Genomic DNA, 14,139 nt, shown 5'->3' with positions numbered 1-14,139 from the left:
GGACGGCGGTCCTGACGTAGACTGAGGCGGCTCAAATACGCGTCGAGGGGAGTCCCGGTGGCATCCGAGGTCGTTGTGGTGCATGCGAACGAGACGCCTCCTGAGTGGTGGGACGCCGCGGTGTTCCTCGCCGGGCCGCTGCCGCGGGACGCGGGCGTCCCCTCCTGGAACCCCGTCGCCGTCGCGCACCTGCGCGAGCAGTGGACGCGGCCGGGGCGGCTCGTGGTCTTCACGCCGGAGCTGCGCGAGGGCGTCCTCAGCGACTACACCGGGCAGGTCGAGTGGGAGCACCGCGCGATGCACGACGCCGACGTGGTGCTCTTCTGGGTCCCGCGCGACCTGGCGACCATGCCCGCGCTGACCACGAACATCGAGTGGGGCATCTGGTACGCCACCGGGAAGGTGGTCTACGGGGCGCCTCCCGAGGCGGTCAAGAACGAGTACCTGCGGCACCTCGCGGACTCTCGTGGCGTGCCCGTCGCCGAGCGGCTCGGCGACACCGTCGCCGCGGCGCTGGCGATGATCGGGGACGGGGCGCGGCGCGAGGGCGGGGAGCGGTCGGTCCCGCTCCTGGTGTGGCGCACCGAGAGCTTCCAGAACTGGTACCGGGCGCAGGTTCACGCGGGCAACGTCCTCGAAGGCGCGAGTCTGGAGTGGACGTTCCGGGCCGGGGAGCGGCGCGACCACGTCGTGTTCTGGGCCGCACATGTGCGCGTCCGTGTCACCGCCGAGGACCGCGTGAAGACCAACGAGGTCGTCATCTCCCGGCCCGACACCTCGCAGGTGCTGCTGTACCGGCCCGGGGCCACTTTGGACGAGACGGTGATCGTGCTGGTGCGCGAGTTCCGCTCCCCCGCTTCGACTTCCGACGGGTTCGTCCACGAGCTGCCCGGCGGCTCCAGCCGCGGGCCCGCCGATCCGGCGGTCCAGGCCCTCGACGAGGTCCGGGAGGAGACCGGCATGACGTTCACCGCGGACCGCCTGCGGCCCATAGGGGTCCGCCAGGTCGCGGCCACCGTGTCGGCGCACCGGGCGCACCTGTTCGCCGCCGAGATCACCGAGGCCGAGCTGGAGTGGTTCCGCGCGCACCGGGACGAGCCGCACGGCGACGGCGGCACGGAGCGCACGTGGATCGAGATCGCGTCCTACGGGGAGATCCGCAGGCGCGGCCTGGTGGACTGGGCGACCCTCGGGATGATCGCCCAGGCGCTCGGCTGAGCGGACCTCAGTCGCAGACGGTCTCGTCGGTCCCGCTGTAGGAGTATGTGATCGTGATCGTGTCGGCGAACGCGCGCTCCTCCCCCGCCGCCGGGTCCTGCCCGATGACCTCGCAGTCGTCGTAGTACGGGCCGAAGAGGCCCTCCTGCTCGCCCGTGCGCGCGACCGCGGCGAACCCGGCGGCGCCCAGCGCCGCCTCGGCCTCGTTCGCGGTCATGCCCGTGACCTCCGGGACGTCGCCCGAGGTGGGGACCTCGGCGGCCTCGGTCGTCGGGTCGCTCTCCGACTCCTCCTCGGACGCTTCGGACTCCACCGCGTTCGGGGAGCCCGGGGCCTCCTGGCCCCCGGCGCCGCCGGTGTCGCCCTCCTCGTCCGGCGAGGTCGGGGCCTCGCTCGCGGAGGTCGCGCTCGGCTCGGGCGACTCGGAGGCGGTGGCCTCGGGCCGGTCGTCGTCCCCGAGCTGGTTGCCGTAGACGGCGCCCGCGGCGACCAGCGGCACCAGCACCGCGGCGAGGACCACCAGGCGGCGCTTCTTGTTCGGGCGGCCCTTGACGTCCGCGACGGGGGCGTTCGCGAGCGCGACGATCCGCGCGCCGTCGGCCGCGGCGGCCTCGGGGAACGCGGGAAGCACCGGTTCGAGGCCGGTGCGGGCGGCGAGCGCGGTCGCGAGGAGCGGGGTGCGGCTGGCGCCGCCGACGAGGATAAGCCCGGTGACGGCCGTGTCGGCCTCGGCGATGGCCGCGACGGCGAGGTCGGCGGCCTGGTCGACGAGTTCGGCGATGCACGCTTCGAGCTCGTCGCGGGTCAGGTGGAGGTCGCGCTCGCCCACGGGGAGCGGCACGCCCGCCCTGGGGCGCTTGGAGATCAGTTCGCGGGCGCTGCGGATCTCGGCGAGGAGCGCGGCGCGCAGGGCCTCGTCCTCGACGGTCGCCGGGGAGTCCACTTTGTCCCAGAAGTCGGGGTCGGTGTCGCGGTAGCGGCCGGAGAGGTACGCGAAGAGGAGCTGGTCGAACTCGCGGCCGCCGACGGCGGCGGTGCTCGCGGAGGCGCGGTGCTGGAAGTCGTCCTCGCCGCGGACGACCACGGTGACGTCGAAGGTGTTCGCGCCCAGGTCGCACACGACGAGCCCGGCGCCGGTCCCCAGCTCGCGCCCGAGGCCCTCCACGTAGCAGACCGCGGCGGCCTCGGGCCCGGCCATGACCTCGACCTCGCCGAGCCCGGCCTCGCGGGCCAGGTACACGAGCTCCTGCCGCCGGGGCGCGCCCCACGTCGCGGGGACGGCGAACCCGACGGGCGCGGGGACCGACCCCGCGGCCTCGTCCCTGGCGTCGCGGACCCGCCCGAGCACGGCTTCCAGCGTCGCTTCGCCGTCCAGGCAACGGATCTCGGTCTCCTGGTCGCCGCGTCGGACCGACAGCGTGACATTCGGCCCTCCGAGCTCGACGCCGATCGCTGCCATTGCGGGGTTGTGCTGCATGATCCGAGTCTAGAAACTGGAATAGACGCCCTTTGATCTACCTTGCGTCTAATCCCCTTTACCTGCTGAAATACCCGATCCGATCGCTTTGTGTCCGTCCCTTGTCACGCACGGTCCCCCTATTTACCGGGTGCGTCCTGCAATGGGACGGCGGCCGGGCGGGGGCAGGTGCTCTCCACCGTGACTGCGGTGCCCTCGTGGGCCGCCTGGAGGAGGGCGGTCATGGTGTCGAGGACGTGGTAGGCGAGGTCGCCGTTGGCGCGGAAGGGAAGGCCGGGCGGGGTGGTGGCGAGGTCGGCGACGCCGTAGCCGCGGGCGGCGTCGCGGTAGCCCGCGGACGGCGGGAGGGTCTGCCACTCGCCGCCGAGGGGGTGGAGCTGCACGTCCCCGGCGAAGCCGTTGGGGTCGGGGACGACGAGGGAGCCGGTCTGGCCGTGGACCTCGATGTTGGAGGCGCGGGTGGCGACCGAGTCGAAGCTCATGACGAGGGTGGAGAGGGCGCCGGACTCGTGGCGGAGGACGCCGGTGACGTGGGTGTCGATCGTGACCGGGATCGTCTCGCCCGCACGGGGACCGGAGCCGATGACGCGGGTGTCGCGGGTGTGGCTGGCGGCGCCGACGACGGAGGCGACGGGGCCGAGGAGGGTGACGAGCGCGGTCACGTAGTAGGGGCCCATGTCGAGGAGGGGGCCGCCGCCGGGGACGTAGTAGAAGTCCGGGTTGGGGTGCCAGCGCTCGTGGCCGGGGGTGAGCATGGTGGCGGTGGCGGCGACGGGGGTGCCGATGAGGCCGTCGTCCACGGCCTTGCGGGCAGTCTGGATGCCGGTGCCCAGGACGGTGTCGGGGGCGCAGCCGACGCGCACGCCCGCCTCGCGGGCGGCGTCGAGCACGGCTTTGGCGTCGCCGAGGTCGGCGGCGAGGGGCTTCTCGCCGTAGACGTCCTTGCCCGCGGCGATGGCCTTGAGGGCGATGTCGGCGTGGGCGGCGGGGATCGTCAGGTTGAGGACGAGGTCCACGCCGGGATCGGTGAGGAGGGCGTCGACGGTGAGGGCGCGGACGCCCTGGGCGTCGGCCACTTCTTTGGCGCGGGCGTCGTCGAGGTCGGCGACGGCGGTGAGGCGCACGGCGTCGAGGCGCTCGAAGGCGGCGAGGTACTGGCCGGAGATCGCTCCGACGCCGATGATGCCGATGTTCAGCGGCTGGCCCACAGGATGCCCCTTTCGATGATGGTGCGCACGTTGGGGTCGGCGAGGACGCCGGTGTCGTGGCCGGGGGTGGCGACGAAGATGCGGCCCTGGCCCCATTCGCGGGTCCAGACGGCCGGGCAGGTCACGGGCCGGTGCCACGGGTGGTACGGGGTGACGGGGATGGTGGTGGTCGCGAGGACGTCGTTGAGCTCGTCCGAGAGGACCCAGTACTGCTCGGTGTGGAGGTCGAAGTCCTCGATGCCCTGGACGATCGGGTGGTCGGCCTGGTCGGGGACGATGTTCACGGTGTAGTGCGTGAAGCAGTCGCCGGCCTCGCCTTTGAGCTCCTCGCGCGGGGCGCGGGTGGGGTGGGTGGCGAACTGGCCGCCGATGAACTGGAGGTAGTCGGAGCTGTTGCGGTAGGAGTCGGCGATGCCGCCGTGCCAGCCCGCCATGCCGGCGCCGTTCTCGACGGCGGCGATGAGGCCGTGCAGTTCGTCGCGCTCGATGGTGTTCATGGTGTTGGTCTGGACGATCAGGTCGACCGTGGCCATGTACCCGGCGTCGGCGTAGACGGCGGTGGCGTCCTCGACGCGGACGTCGTAGCTGTGCTCTTTGAGGAAGGGCAGGAACGAGTCGGTGGCCTCGACGGGCTGGTGCCCGTCCCATCCGCCGCGCACGACGAGCGCGCGCTTGTTCTCGGCAGTAGGCATTGCTTGGCTCCAAATGTTGCGCAAGTTTCGGCGCCGGTCAGGCGCCATCGGTTCATTATGTCAAGAGTTTCGCGCTATAGCCAGCCCGAATTTCGGCGGCCGAGTTGCGCAAGTTTTCGTGTGCTCGGTATGCTGCGGCCATGCAGGAGAAGGAGCGGCGGACGACGCTCGCCGACGTGGCCGAGGCGGCCGGGACGACGGTGCCGACGGCCTCGAAGGTCCTCAGCGGGCGCTCGGACGTGTCGGCGGCGACGCGCGAGCGCGTGATGCGGGCCGTGGCCGACCTGGGGTACCGGGGGCGGTCGGGTCGCGGGGCGGTGCCGCGGACCGATCGTCCGTCGCTTGTGGACCTCGTGTTGAGCGGCGTGGAGGGCACGTGGGCGAACCGGGCGCTCATGGGCGTGGAGCGGGCCGCTACGGCCGCCGGGGTGGACCTGGTGGTGTCGGTGGCGCGCAGGGACGGCGCGTGGCTGACGCGGCTGCTGGAGCGGAACCTGCGGGGCGCGGTGCTCGCGCTGGTGGACGTGACGGCCGGGCAGTTGGCGACGCTCGCCGCGGCGCGCGTCCCGGTGGTGCTGCTCGACCCGGTGACGCAGCCGCCGTCCACTGTGGCGAGCGTGGGGGCGGCGAACTGGGCGGGCGGCCGGGCCGCGGCCGAGCACTTGATCGGGCTGGGCCACGAGCGGCTCGCGGTGCTCGGGGCCGACCGGAGGGCCCTGTACACGCAGGCGCGCGTGGACGGGTTCCGTTCGGCCGCAGCGCATGCCGACGTCAAGGTGGAGGTGGCGTACATCGAGTGGACCGAGACCGGGGCCGCCGAGGGCGCCGCGGCGCTGCTCGGCGCCGCGCACCCGCCGACGGGGATCTTCGCGTGCACCGACAACATCGCCGCGGGGGTGTACGACGCCGCGGAGTCCCTGGGCCTGCGCATTCCCGCCGATCTGAGCGTCGTCGGCTTCGACGACCTCCCCGAGGTGCAGTGGCTGCGCCCCGCGCTGACGACGGTGCGCCAGCCGATCGCGGAGATGGGCGAGGCCGCGATGCGGATGCTGCTGCGGATCATGGCCGACCCGCCGCGGGACGCCCCGCGCGAGGAGCTGGCGACCCAGCTGATCGTCCGCGGCTCCACCGGACGCCCTTAGAACAGCTCGCCATAGCCCATCGCGACGAGGTTCAGGTACGAGGTCGTGAGGCACTCGATCGCGGTGCGGCCGTAGAACTCGTCCTGCTCGACCAGGAGGTGGTCGGCGCCGATCGCGATGGCGGCGTCGATGATCGACGGGAAGTCGAGGTTGCCCTCCCCCACCTCCGCGAACTGGACGATCTGCTGCATGGCCTCCTGCCACGGGCCGCGGTCGCCCGCATCGAGCGCGGTGTAGACCTCGACGGGCAGGCGCGCGATCCGGTAGTCCTTGAGGTGGACCATGGAGACGCGCCCGGCGTACCTGCGGAGGGTCCGCACGGGGTCGAGGCCGCCGCGCTGGACCCAGTGCGCGTCGATCTCCAGGCCCACCAGCGGGGAGCGCTCGGCGATGACGTCGAGCAGGTACCGGCCGTCGTACTTCGCGAAGTCGACGTGGTGGTTGTGGTAGTGGAGCCGGATGCCCTCGTCCGCAAGGCGAACCGCGACTTCCTGGCAGCCGTCGGCGAACGCCGCCACAGTGGACGCATCGCGCATGGCTTCGGGCGGGAGCATCCCGATGCGGATCATGTCCGCGCCGAGGGCGTGCGCGTCGTCGACGAACTTGCCCAACGCGGTGGTCAGCGACTCCTCGCCGGTGAGCCCGCCCGAGATCGAGGCGAACTCGAAGCCCAGCTCCTCGCGGACGCGCACGAGCTCGGCGACGTTCTCCTTGGTCATCGCCAGCGCGGAGACCTCCGCGGTGCGGTAGCCGATGTCGCGGACCTTCCGGAAGGTCTCGTACACGCCGTGCGCGGGGAACTCGTCGCGCAGGGTGAAGCACTGGACGCCGATCCTGGTCATGCGGGCTCCTTCGTGTCGACGGTGCAGGTCAGCTCGAACGCGGCAGTCATGGACGCGCCCGGCGCGAGCGTCAGCGGCCCGAGCGGGCCGCCGCCGTGCTCGTAGGGCCGGGAGGCCGGTTCGAGGGCGATGGTGTCGGCCGCGCCCCACCAGGGGAATCCGGAGTTGGCGCGGTGCTCCTGCCAGACGTACAGGTAGGGGAACGGCTCCGGGTCCCAGGTGAGCACGGCGGCCTTGGCGCCGTTGCGGATCGCGGCCGTGCCGCGGCCCTTCGCGCGCAGCTCCTGGAAGCCGCTGTGCGAGTCGAATCGCGCGTCCACGCGGTCCTCGCCGATCGTGACGACGGCGTCGGGGCCGATGAGGGCCGGGCCGAACGCCGGGTGCTCGACCCAGGTGAAGGCCGCGTCGGCGGACCCGTAGTTGGCGACGGTCTGGGTCACGCGCACCCCGGCCCCGGTGGCCTCCACTCTGCGGCGCACGGTGAGCGGGGCGGTGCGCAGGACCACCGCGAACTCGCAAAAAGCAGTGTCGGCTTCAACCGGTTGCCAGCGCCGCCATGCGGCCTCGCCGTGGAAGGGGTGGGCGATCCCGTCGACGGTGCGCGCGTCCCCGGCGTTGGGCACGAGCGTGTGCCAGCCGCCCGCGTACCGGCGGTGCCACTCCTCGTTCGAGTTCGCGGACTGGTGGGCGCCGCTCCAGTCCTCCTCGCCCCAGGGGACGGTCAGGAGGAACTCGGTCCCGCTGGGGGCGTGGCGGATCGAGGCGATGCGGGCGCCGACGGGGTCGACGTCCACCGTGTACTCGCCTGCGGCCAAGCGCTTCACAGGCCGTACCCCCGGGTGCGGCGCACGGAGGGCGCGAACGAGGCGTGGAAGATCGTGGAGGCCGCGCCGATGGCGCCGGCCTCGGTCTTCACCATTGAGCGCTCCACGGCGACGTGCCGGGCGTGCCGGGCGGTGGGCATGGTGTTGACGGCCTTGTCGATGGCGTCGAGGGTGAGGGCCTCGATCTGGGGCTCGAAGGCGGGCCCGCCGACGACGAGGAGCGGCAGGTCGAGCAGGTCGATGAGGGCGACCGCGCCGAGCGCGATGACGTCGGCGATCTGCCGGGCCGCGGCGGTGGCGGCCGGGTCGCCCGCGCCGACTTCGGCGCACATCTCCAGGTACGTTGCGGCCGTGCCGGTGTAGCCGAGTTCGCGGGCGATCTCGGGGAGCGCGGCGGTCGGGTTGCATTCGCGCACGAGGCGTGGACGGCCGGAGTCGTCCACGCGCCCGGACCTGACGGCGCACAGCTGCCCGAACTCGCCCGCGTTGGCGCTCATGCCGCGGTAGGTCTCGCCGTTGAGGACGAGGCCGGAGCCGATGCCGGTCCCGAAGTAGAGGTAGACGAAGTCGCTGGCGCGCTCGGTGCGGCCGACCCAGCGCTCGCCGACCGCGGCGGCGGCGCCGTCCTTCTCCAGGACCACGGGGCAGTCGAGCCGTGCGGCGAGCATGGACCGGAGCGGCACGTTGCGCCATTCGCGCGACAGCGGCAGGTCGAGGAGCTCCCCGTCGGTGGTGATCGGGCCGGGGGCGGCGACGCCGGTGCCGAGGAACGTGGACCGGTCGATGCCCGAGGCGGTGACGGCCTCCTCGGTGCACGCGGCGATGGTCTCCACCAGCGCCTCCGGGGAGGTGCCGTGCTCGATGGGGATGCGCTGCTTGTGGAGTGCGGTCCCGTCGAGGTCGGTGAGGACCACGGTGACGAGTTCGGGGTCCACGAGGGCCCCGACCGCGTGGGCGGCCTCGGCGCGCAGCCGCACGGGGGTGCGGGGCTTGCCGAGGCGCTCGGCGCGCTCGGAGGCGCCCTCGGCGAGGAGGCCGCGTTCGAGGAGGATGCGCAGGATGCGCGAGACCGACTGCTGCGTCAGGCCGGTCCGCTCGGCGATCTCGACGCGGGAGATGGCCCCGGCCTGGCGGATCGTCTCGATGATCGTGGCCTCGTTGAACGAGCCGAGGTCGGACTGGTTGGCGCCGGCCCGGTCGCTCGGGCGGGTCGGTGCGGTGTGCCGGTCGGTCACGGGGCCTCCAGTGCGCCGTCGGGTCTGCGGACGCCGGCGGCCCAGGCGTCGTGCCCGGACAGCTCGGCGGGGTACTTGGCGGCGGCGGCCTCGTCCAGGCCGATGCCCCAGCCGGGGGCCTCGTTCGGGCGGAGCCAGCCGTCCTCGATGCGGAGCGTCCCGGGGAAGACCTCATGCACGCGTTCGCTGTACACGTGGCCTTCCTGGATGCCGAAGGCCGCGGAGGTGACGTCGAGGGCGACGTTCGCGGCGGCGCCGATCGGGGACGTGTCGCCGGGGCCGTGCCAGGCGGTGCGCACGCCGCACAGCTCGGCGAGGTCGGCCACCTTGCGGGCGTTCGTGAGTCCGCCGATGTCGGAGACGTGGCTGCGGATGAAGTCCACGCCGCCGTCGCGCACCAGCCGCACCGCGTCCTGAAGGGACGTCGTCAGCTCGCCGACCGCGATCGGGACGGGGCTGGCGGCGCGCACCTCGGGGAGGCGGTCCCAGTGCTCGGGGGCGAGCACGTCTTCGAGGAAGAACAGCCGGTACGGCTCCAGTGCGCGGGCGAGCCAGACGGCCTCTTTCGGGGTGAGTCTGGAGTGGACGTCGTGCAGCAGCTCGACGTGGTCCGGGAGCTTGTCGCGGGCGGCCTCGAAGAGGGCCGGGGTGCGGCGCAGGTAGTCGCGGGCGGACCAGCCGTTCCGGTAGGGCGCGTCCGGGTACTCGGTGGGGACGCTCGGGGCGCCGTACCCGCCGCCGCCGGGCGTGGACATCTGGAGCCGGACGTGCCGCTGGCCGCGCTCGATGAGCCGCTGGGCGTCCTCGACGACCTCGCCGATCGTGCGCCCCGCCGCGTGCAGGTACGTGTCCGCCGCGGCGCGCACCTTGCCGCCGAGCAGCTCGTGGACGGGCATCCCGGCTCGCTTCCCGGCGATGTCCCACAGCGCCTGGTCGATCCCGGAGATCGCGTTGTTCGTGACGGGCCCGCCGCGCCAGTACCCGGTGAACGCGGCGAGGCGGGTGAGGTCGCCGATGTCGCCGGGGTAGCGGCCGACGAGGAGGCGCGCGAGGTGGTCGTTCACGAACGACACCACGGCCTTCCACCGCTGCGTGAACGTGGCGCAGCCGAGCCCGTAGAGCCCGGGCACGTTCGTGTCGACGCGCACGACGACGAGCGCGATGCCGTCGGGCGCGGTGCTGATCGCCCGCACGGAGGTGATCGCGACGTCCTCGCGGGGCGGCCACGGGTTCGCGAACGTTTCAATCGTCATGGGTCGCTGCTCCTTGCTGGGTCTCCATTATGGGGGTCACCGGAACTCGGCCGGGAGGTCGAGCGTCGGCACGAGCAGGTCGCGGTGCGCCTCGAAGCCGATGAGCTCCCGCGCGGGCGTCAGGTCGATCGGGACCTCGCGCTCCACGAAGCGGCGCAGGCGGGGCGCGGCGGGCGCGAACGCCTCCAGCATCGCCTCGGTCCGGTACGGCGCGATCGTGTCGCCCGCGGCCAGGAAGAACGCGTGCGCGCCGGTGGTCTTCGCCGTGAGCGCCAGGACGATCGCGCGGGCGGCGTCCTCGGTGTGCAGGTACGACCACGCCTCCCGCAGGCCCGGCCGCGGGTCCGCTTCGAGCTGCTTCGACTGGGCCATGAGCGCCTCCTCGTCGTGGACGTGCGGGAACCGCAGCGTCACCACGTCGATCCCCCACTGCCGCCACGCCATCCGCGCGGTGCTCTCGCCGTGGTGCTTCGACAGCGAGTACCAGTCGGCGATGTCCACGGGGATGTCGGTGTCGAGCGGGAAGTACGCGGGCGTCACCTCGTGGCGGTTCATCGGCAGCCCGTAGGCGTTGATGCTCCCCGCCACGACCGCCCGGCCGATCCCCGCGGCCCCGGCCTGCGCGAGCACGTTGAACGTCGAGACGACGTTCACGGAGTACACGTCGTAGGGCGGGGCGATGTCGCGGTGCGCGAGCGCGGCGAGGTGCACGACGAAGTCGGCGCCCTCCAGCGCGGTCGCGACGTCCTCCTGGGACCGGGTGTCGCCCACCAGGACCCGCTCGGCCTCCAAGCCCGGGTTCTCCTGTATGGACAGCGTCGTGACCTGGGCGCCCGCGGCGCGCAGGTGCGCGACCGCGACCGGGCCGATGCGGCCCGAGGCGCCCGTGACGAGGACCCGGGCTCCGTTGAGGGACGTCATCCCTTCACACCTCCTGCGGTGCCGACCCCGCGGAGGAACTGCTTCTGGAAGATCGCGAAGAGCACCACGGGGATGATGATGGACAGGAACACGGCGGCCATCTGGACCGCCAGCGGCGAGTTGCCGGTCGCCAGCCGCGGCAGCATCACCGAGACCGGCTGGAGGTCGGGGTTCGACAGGACCAGCATGGGCCACAGGAACTCCTTCCACGACCCCACGATCGACAGCAGCACGATGACGCCGAGGATCGGGCGCGACAGCGGCAGCACCACCATGGTGAGCACGCGCAGCGGCCCGGCCCCGTCGATGGTCGCCGCCTCCATGTACTCGCGCGGGATCGAGTCGAAGAACCGCTTGAGGACCACGACGTTGAACGCGCTGGCCCCGGCGGGGAGCCAGACCGCCCAGAACGTGTCCTGGAGGCTGACGTGCAGCAGCGGCATGTCGAGGATCGTCAGGTACAGCGGCACGAACGAGACGACGCCGGGCAGGAACAGGGTCGCGAGGATCGCGCCCGACAGCCACGGGCCCCACTTGGGGCGCAGCACGCTGAGCAGGAACGCCGCCGCGACGGAGACGATGAGCGTGGACAGTGTGGACCCGACCGCGAGGACCACGGTGTTGCCCAGGGACTGCCCGATGCGGGCGCCGTTCCAGGCGAGGGCGAGGTTGCCCCAGTCGTTGGGGCTGAACCAGATCCCCATCGGGTCGGACACGATGTCGTTCGAGGGCGACACGGACGCCTTGGCGGCCCACAGGAGCGGGCCGAGGCCGGAGACGATGAGGACGATCAGCAGGACCGTCTGGGCGATGCCGAACCACGCGCGCACGGAGGGGCGCCTGCGGTCGGCGAGGGAGACGACGCCGCGTTCCTTGAGCTCGGTCATGAGGTGCTCCACCGCTTGGTGACGAAGTAGTAGGCGACGGAGAGCAGGCCCAGGAACGCCGCGAGGAGGACGCTGAGCGCGGTCGCGGCCCCGAAGTCGCCGTTGACGAACGCGTAGTTGTAGATCTTCAGCAGGATCGTCTGCGTGGCGTTGTTCGGGCCGCCGCCGGTGAACAGGAACGGCTCGGTGAAGATCTGGAACGTGCCGATGAGCTGGAGGAGCATCATCACGAAGATGACGTTCCGCAGCTGCGGGAGGGTGATGTGCCAGATGCGGCGCCAGATCCCGGCGCCGTCGATCTCCGCGGCCTCGTACAGCTCGGTGCGCACTGTGGACAGCGCGGCGATGTAGATGATCGCGGTGGACCCGGCCCCGGCCCACGTGGCGTACAGGACGATCGAGGGCATGGCGCTGTTCTCGGCGTTGAGCCACGGGAAGGGCCCCAGGCCGATCCAGCCGAGCGCGGTGTTGAACATGCCCGTCGCGTTCGGGTCGTAGAAGAACTTCCACAGCAGGATCGCGGCCACGGGCGGGACGATCGCCGGGAGGTAGGCGAGCGCGTTGTACAGCGAGTCGTACTTGCGCAGCTCGTTGATGAGCACGGCCAGGACGATCGGGATCGGGAAGCCGAACACGAGGGCCAGGAGCGCGAAGTACGCGGTGTTCAGCGACGCCTGGACGAGGCCGGGGTCGGCGAGCACGTACGTGAAGTTCGACCAGCCGACCCATTCGGCGGGCTGGATGAGGTTGGTCTTCTGGAAGCTCAGGACGAGCCCCTGGATCACCGGGCCCCAGCTGAAGTACGCGTACACGAGCACGACCGGGACCGCGAAGAGCACGGCGTGCAGGCCGCCGCCGCGCGCCCAGCGCGTGAGGTTGAACCGCTTGCGGCGCTTGGCTTGCGGCGCCGCTTCGAGCGTGTCTGTCATGGGTGGTCTCCGTTTCCGAGGGCCGGCCGGGCCCGGCGCGGGGCCCGGCCGGCGGCTCGGGGTCCTACCGGGCGGCCTGCGCGATGATCCCGTTGAGGACCTCGGTCGCGTCGGCGACGGCCTGGGCGATGTCGGCGTGCTCGTCGGTGAGGATCTGCTGCACGACGGGGTCGAGGGCGGCGTACGTCTGCTGGGTGCCCGCCGGGGGTTCGGCGATGAGCGGCAGCGTCGAGGAGGTGTAGGACGCGAACTGCTCCAGGGGGACGTTGATGTGCGGTTCGATCCAGCCGAGGTAGCGGTCGTAGATCTCCTGCGACACCGGCGGGAGGCCGGGGAGGCCGACGGGGTTGCCCGCGGCCGCGTTGGTCTCGGCGTCGTCGAGCGCCACGGTCTCGTCGTAGTACTTGTCGAAGTCGTAGTACTTGATCCACTTGGCGGCGGCGAGCAGCTGGTTCGGGGTGGCCTTGGCGTCGAACAGCTTCAGGGTGCCGCCGGTGAGCGTCCCGTTGGCGCCCGAGCCGCCCTGCGGCAGCTGGCCGATGCCGAAGTGGGCGGGGTCGAAGCCGTAGTCGCGCACGAGGGTGTCGTACGCGTCGGGGGCCTGGAGGACCATGCCGATGGTGCCGCCCGCGAACGCCTGCCGCACGCCCTCCTGGTCGAAGAGGAACTCGCGGCCCATGGTGTCGTCGGTCCAGCGCATGTCGTGGAGGAGCTGGAGCGCGGCGATCGTCTCCTCGCCCATGACGGACTCGGTGCCGGCCTCGTCCTGGATGCGCCCGCCGTTGGCGTACGTCATCGTGGTGAGCATCCAGCCGCCGGTGTTGTTGGTGGTCATCTGCGCGTAGGGGGTGACGCCGGGGACGTTCGCCTTGATCTGCTGGGCGAAGGCGCGCACGTCGTCCCACGTGGCGGGCGGGGTGTCGGGGTCGAGCCCGGCCTGCTCGAAGACGTTGCGGTTGTAGGCGATGCCGACCGAGAAGAGGCCGGTGGGGATGGTGTAGACGTTGCCGTCGTCGTCCTTGACGTTGTCGAGGGCGAGGGGGTTGAGGTCCTTGGTGAGGTCGAGTTCGTCGAGGTAGGGGGTCATGTCCGGCAGCTGGCCGTTCTCGATGAGCTCGTAGCTGTAGGTGAGGGACACGCCCATGACGGTGGGGAGGGTGCCCCCGGCGAGCTTCGCCTGGAAGGTCTGGGCCTCCCACACCTCGGCGGACGGTTCGAGGGTGATGTTGCCGTTGGCGGCCTCGAACTCGGCGACGCGTTCGTTGAAGGCCGCGAGCTCTTCGGGCTTGTCCTCGGTCGGCTGGTCGCCGACGGAGATAGTGACGTCGGCCGAGGGGTCGAGCTCCTCGGCCTCGCCGTTGGCGCCGGGGTTCGAGCATGCGCCGGTCGCGGCGAGGACGGCGCCGCTGGAGCCCGCCGCGAGCACGTGGCGCCTGGACAGTTTCATCATTGAAACTCCTGAGAGGGTTCTGGCCCGTGATCCGTTCGGGCCGGTCGTCGTGGTGCCAATA

The 14,139-nt window shown here is 72.0% G+C and carries 13 protein-coding genes; 2 read left to right on the top strand and 11 right to left on the bottom strand.

The window, feature by feature from the left end:
* The first annotated feature begins 57 nt into the window (after positions 1–57).
* Positions 58–1,218, top strand: a complete 1,161-nt coding sequence (locus AB0A65_RS10225; RefSeq protein ID WP_359949378.1) for a nucleoside 2-deoxyribosyltransferase domain-containing protein — start codon at positions 58–60, stop codon at positions 1,216–1,218.
* A gap of 7 nt (positions 1,219–1,225) precedes the next feature.
* On the opposite strand, the gene AB0A65_RS10220 is transcribed toward AB0A65_RS10225, so the two are convergent.
* From AB0A65_RS10220 to AB0A65_RS10210, 3 genes are all read right to left on the bottom strand, one after another.
* Positions 1,226–2,695: an Hsp70 family protein gene (locus AB0A65_RS10220; RefSeq protein ID WP_359949375.1), complete on the bottom strand. Its 1,470-nt coding sequence runs from the start codon at positions 2,693–2,695 to the stop codon at positions 1,226–1,228.
* A gap of 119 nt (positions 2,696–2,814) precedes the next feature.
* Positions 2,815–3,903 carry a Gfo/Idh/MocA family oxidoreductase gene (locus tag AB0A65_RS10215; protein WP_359949372.1) on the bottom strand — a complete coding sequence of 363 codons (1,089 nt, stop codon included), beginning with the start codon at positions 3,901–3,903 and terminating at the stop codon, positions 2,815–2,817.
* Positions 3,888–4,595, bottom strand: coding sequence for a ThuA domain-containing protein (locus AB0A65_RS10210; protein ID WP_359949369.1), 708 nt, complete (start codon positions 4,593–4,595; stop codon positions 3,888–3,890). Before AB0A65_RS10210 ends, AB0A65_RS10215 begins: the two co-directional genes overlap by 16 nt.
* A gap of 140 nt (positions 4,596–4,735) precedes the next feature.
* Between AB0A65_RS10210 and AB0A65_RS10205 the strand changes: the two genes are divergently transcribed.
* Positions 4,736–5,737 (top strand): substrate-binding domain-containing protein, encoded by a 1,002-nt coding sequence (locus tag AB0A65_RS10205; protein ID WP_359949366.1) that lies wholly within the window; start codon positions 4,736–4,738, stop codon positions 5,735–5,737.
* Here the strand turns inward: AB0A65_RS10205 and AB0A65_RS10200 are convergent.
* From AB0A65_RS10200 to AB0A65_RS10165, 8 genes are all read right to left on the bottom strand, one after another.
* Positions 5,734–6,579 (bottom strand): sugar phosphate isomerase/epimerase, encoded by an 846-nt coding sequence (locus AB0A65_RS10200; RefSeq protein WP_359949363.1) that lies wholly within the window; start codon positions 6,577–6,579, stop codon positions 5,734–5,736. The two genes, AB0A65_RS10205 and AB0A65_RS10200, sit on opposite strands and share 4 nt — an antisense overlap.
* Positions 6,576–7,403: a hypothetical protein gene (locus tag AB0A65_RS10195; protein ID WP_359949361.1), complete on the bottom strand. Its 828-nt coding sequence runs from the start codon at positions 7,401–7,403 to the stop codon at positions 6,576–6,578. The genes AB0A65_RS10200 and AB0A65_RS10195 overlap by 4 nt, the downstream gene beginning before the upstream one ends.
* Positions 7,400–8,638, bottom strand: coding sequence for an ROK family transcriptional regulator (locus tag AB0A65_RS10190; protein WP_359949358.1), 1,239 nt, complete (start codon positions 8,636–8,638; stop codon positions 7,400–7,402). Before AB0A65_RS10190 ends, AB0A65_RS10195 begins: the two co-directional genes overlap by 4 nt.
* A complete protein-coding gene (locus AB0A65_RS10185; protein ID WP_359949355.1) occupies positions 8,635–9,891 on the bottom strand; it encodes an enolase C-terminal domain-like protein in 1,257 nt (418 codons plus the stop codon). Before AB0A65_RS10185 ends, AB0A65_RS10190 begins: the two co-directional genes overlap by 4 nt.
* Positions 9,892–9,927: 36 nt before the next feature.
* The gene (locus tag AB0A65_RS10180) at positions 9,928–10,812 is read right to left on the bottom strand and encodes an NAD(P)-dependent oxidoreductase (RefSeq protein WP_359949352.1); all 885 of its coding nucleotides are present in this window, start codon (positions 10,810–10,812) and stop codon (positions 9,928–9,930) included.
* A complete protein-coding gene (locus AB0A65_RS10175; RefSeq protein ID WP_359949349.1) occupies positions 10,809–11,699 on the bottom strand; it encodes a carbohydrate ABC transporter permease in 891 nt (296 codons plus the stop codon). The genes AB0A65_RS10180 and AB0A65_RS10175 overlap by 4 nt, the downstream gene beginning before the upstream one ends.
* Positions 11,696–12,628, bottom strand: coding sequence for a sugar ABC transporter permease (locus tag AB0A65_RS10170; protein WP_359949346.1), 933 nt, complete (start codon positions 12,626–12,628; stop codon positions 11,696–11,698). The genes AB0A65_RS10175 and AB0A65_RS10170 overlap by 4 nt, the downstream gene beginning before the upstream one ends.
* Before the next feature lie 64 nt (positions 12,629–12,692).
* The gene (locus tag AB0A65_RS10165) at positions 12,693–14,078 is read right to left on the bottom strand and encodes an extracellular solute-binding protein (RefSeq protein ID WP_359949343.1); all 1,386 of its coding nucleotides are present in this window, start codon (positions 14,076–14,078) and stop codon (positions 12,693–12,695) included.
* Positions 14,079–14,139: the final 61 nt, after the last annotated feature.

This window comes from Glycomyces sp. NPDC047010 (assembly GCF_040644205.1).
Classification (GTDB): domain Bacteria; phylum Actinomycetota; class Actinomycetes; order Mycobacteriales; family Micromonosporaceae; genus Glycomyces.
Note: the sequence above shows the minus strand (reverse complement) of the source record. Positions and strands in the feature narration are given on the sequence as shown.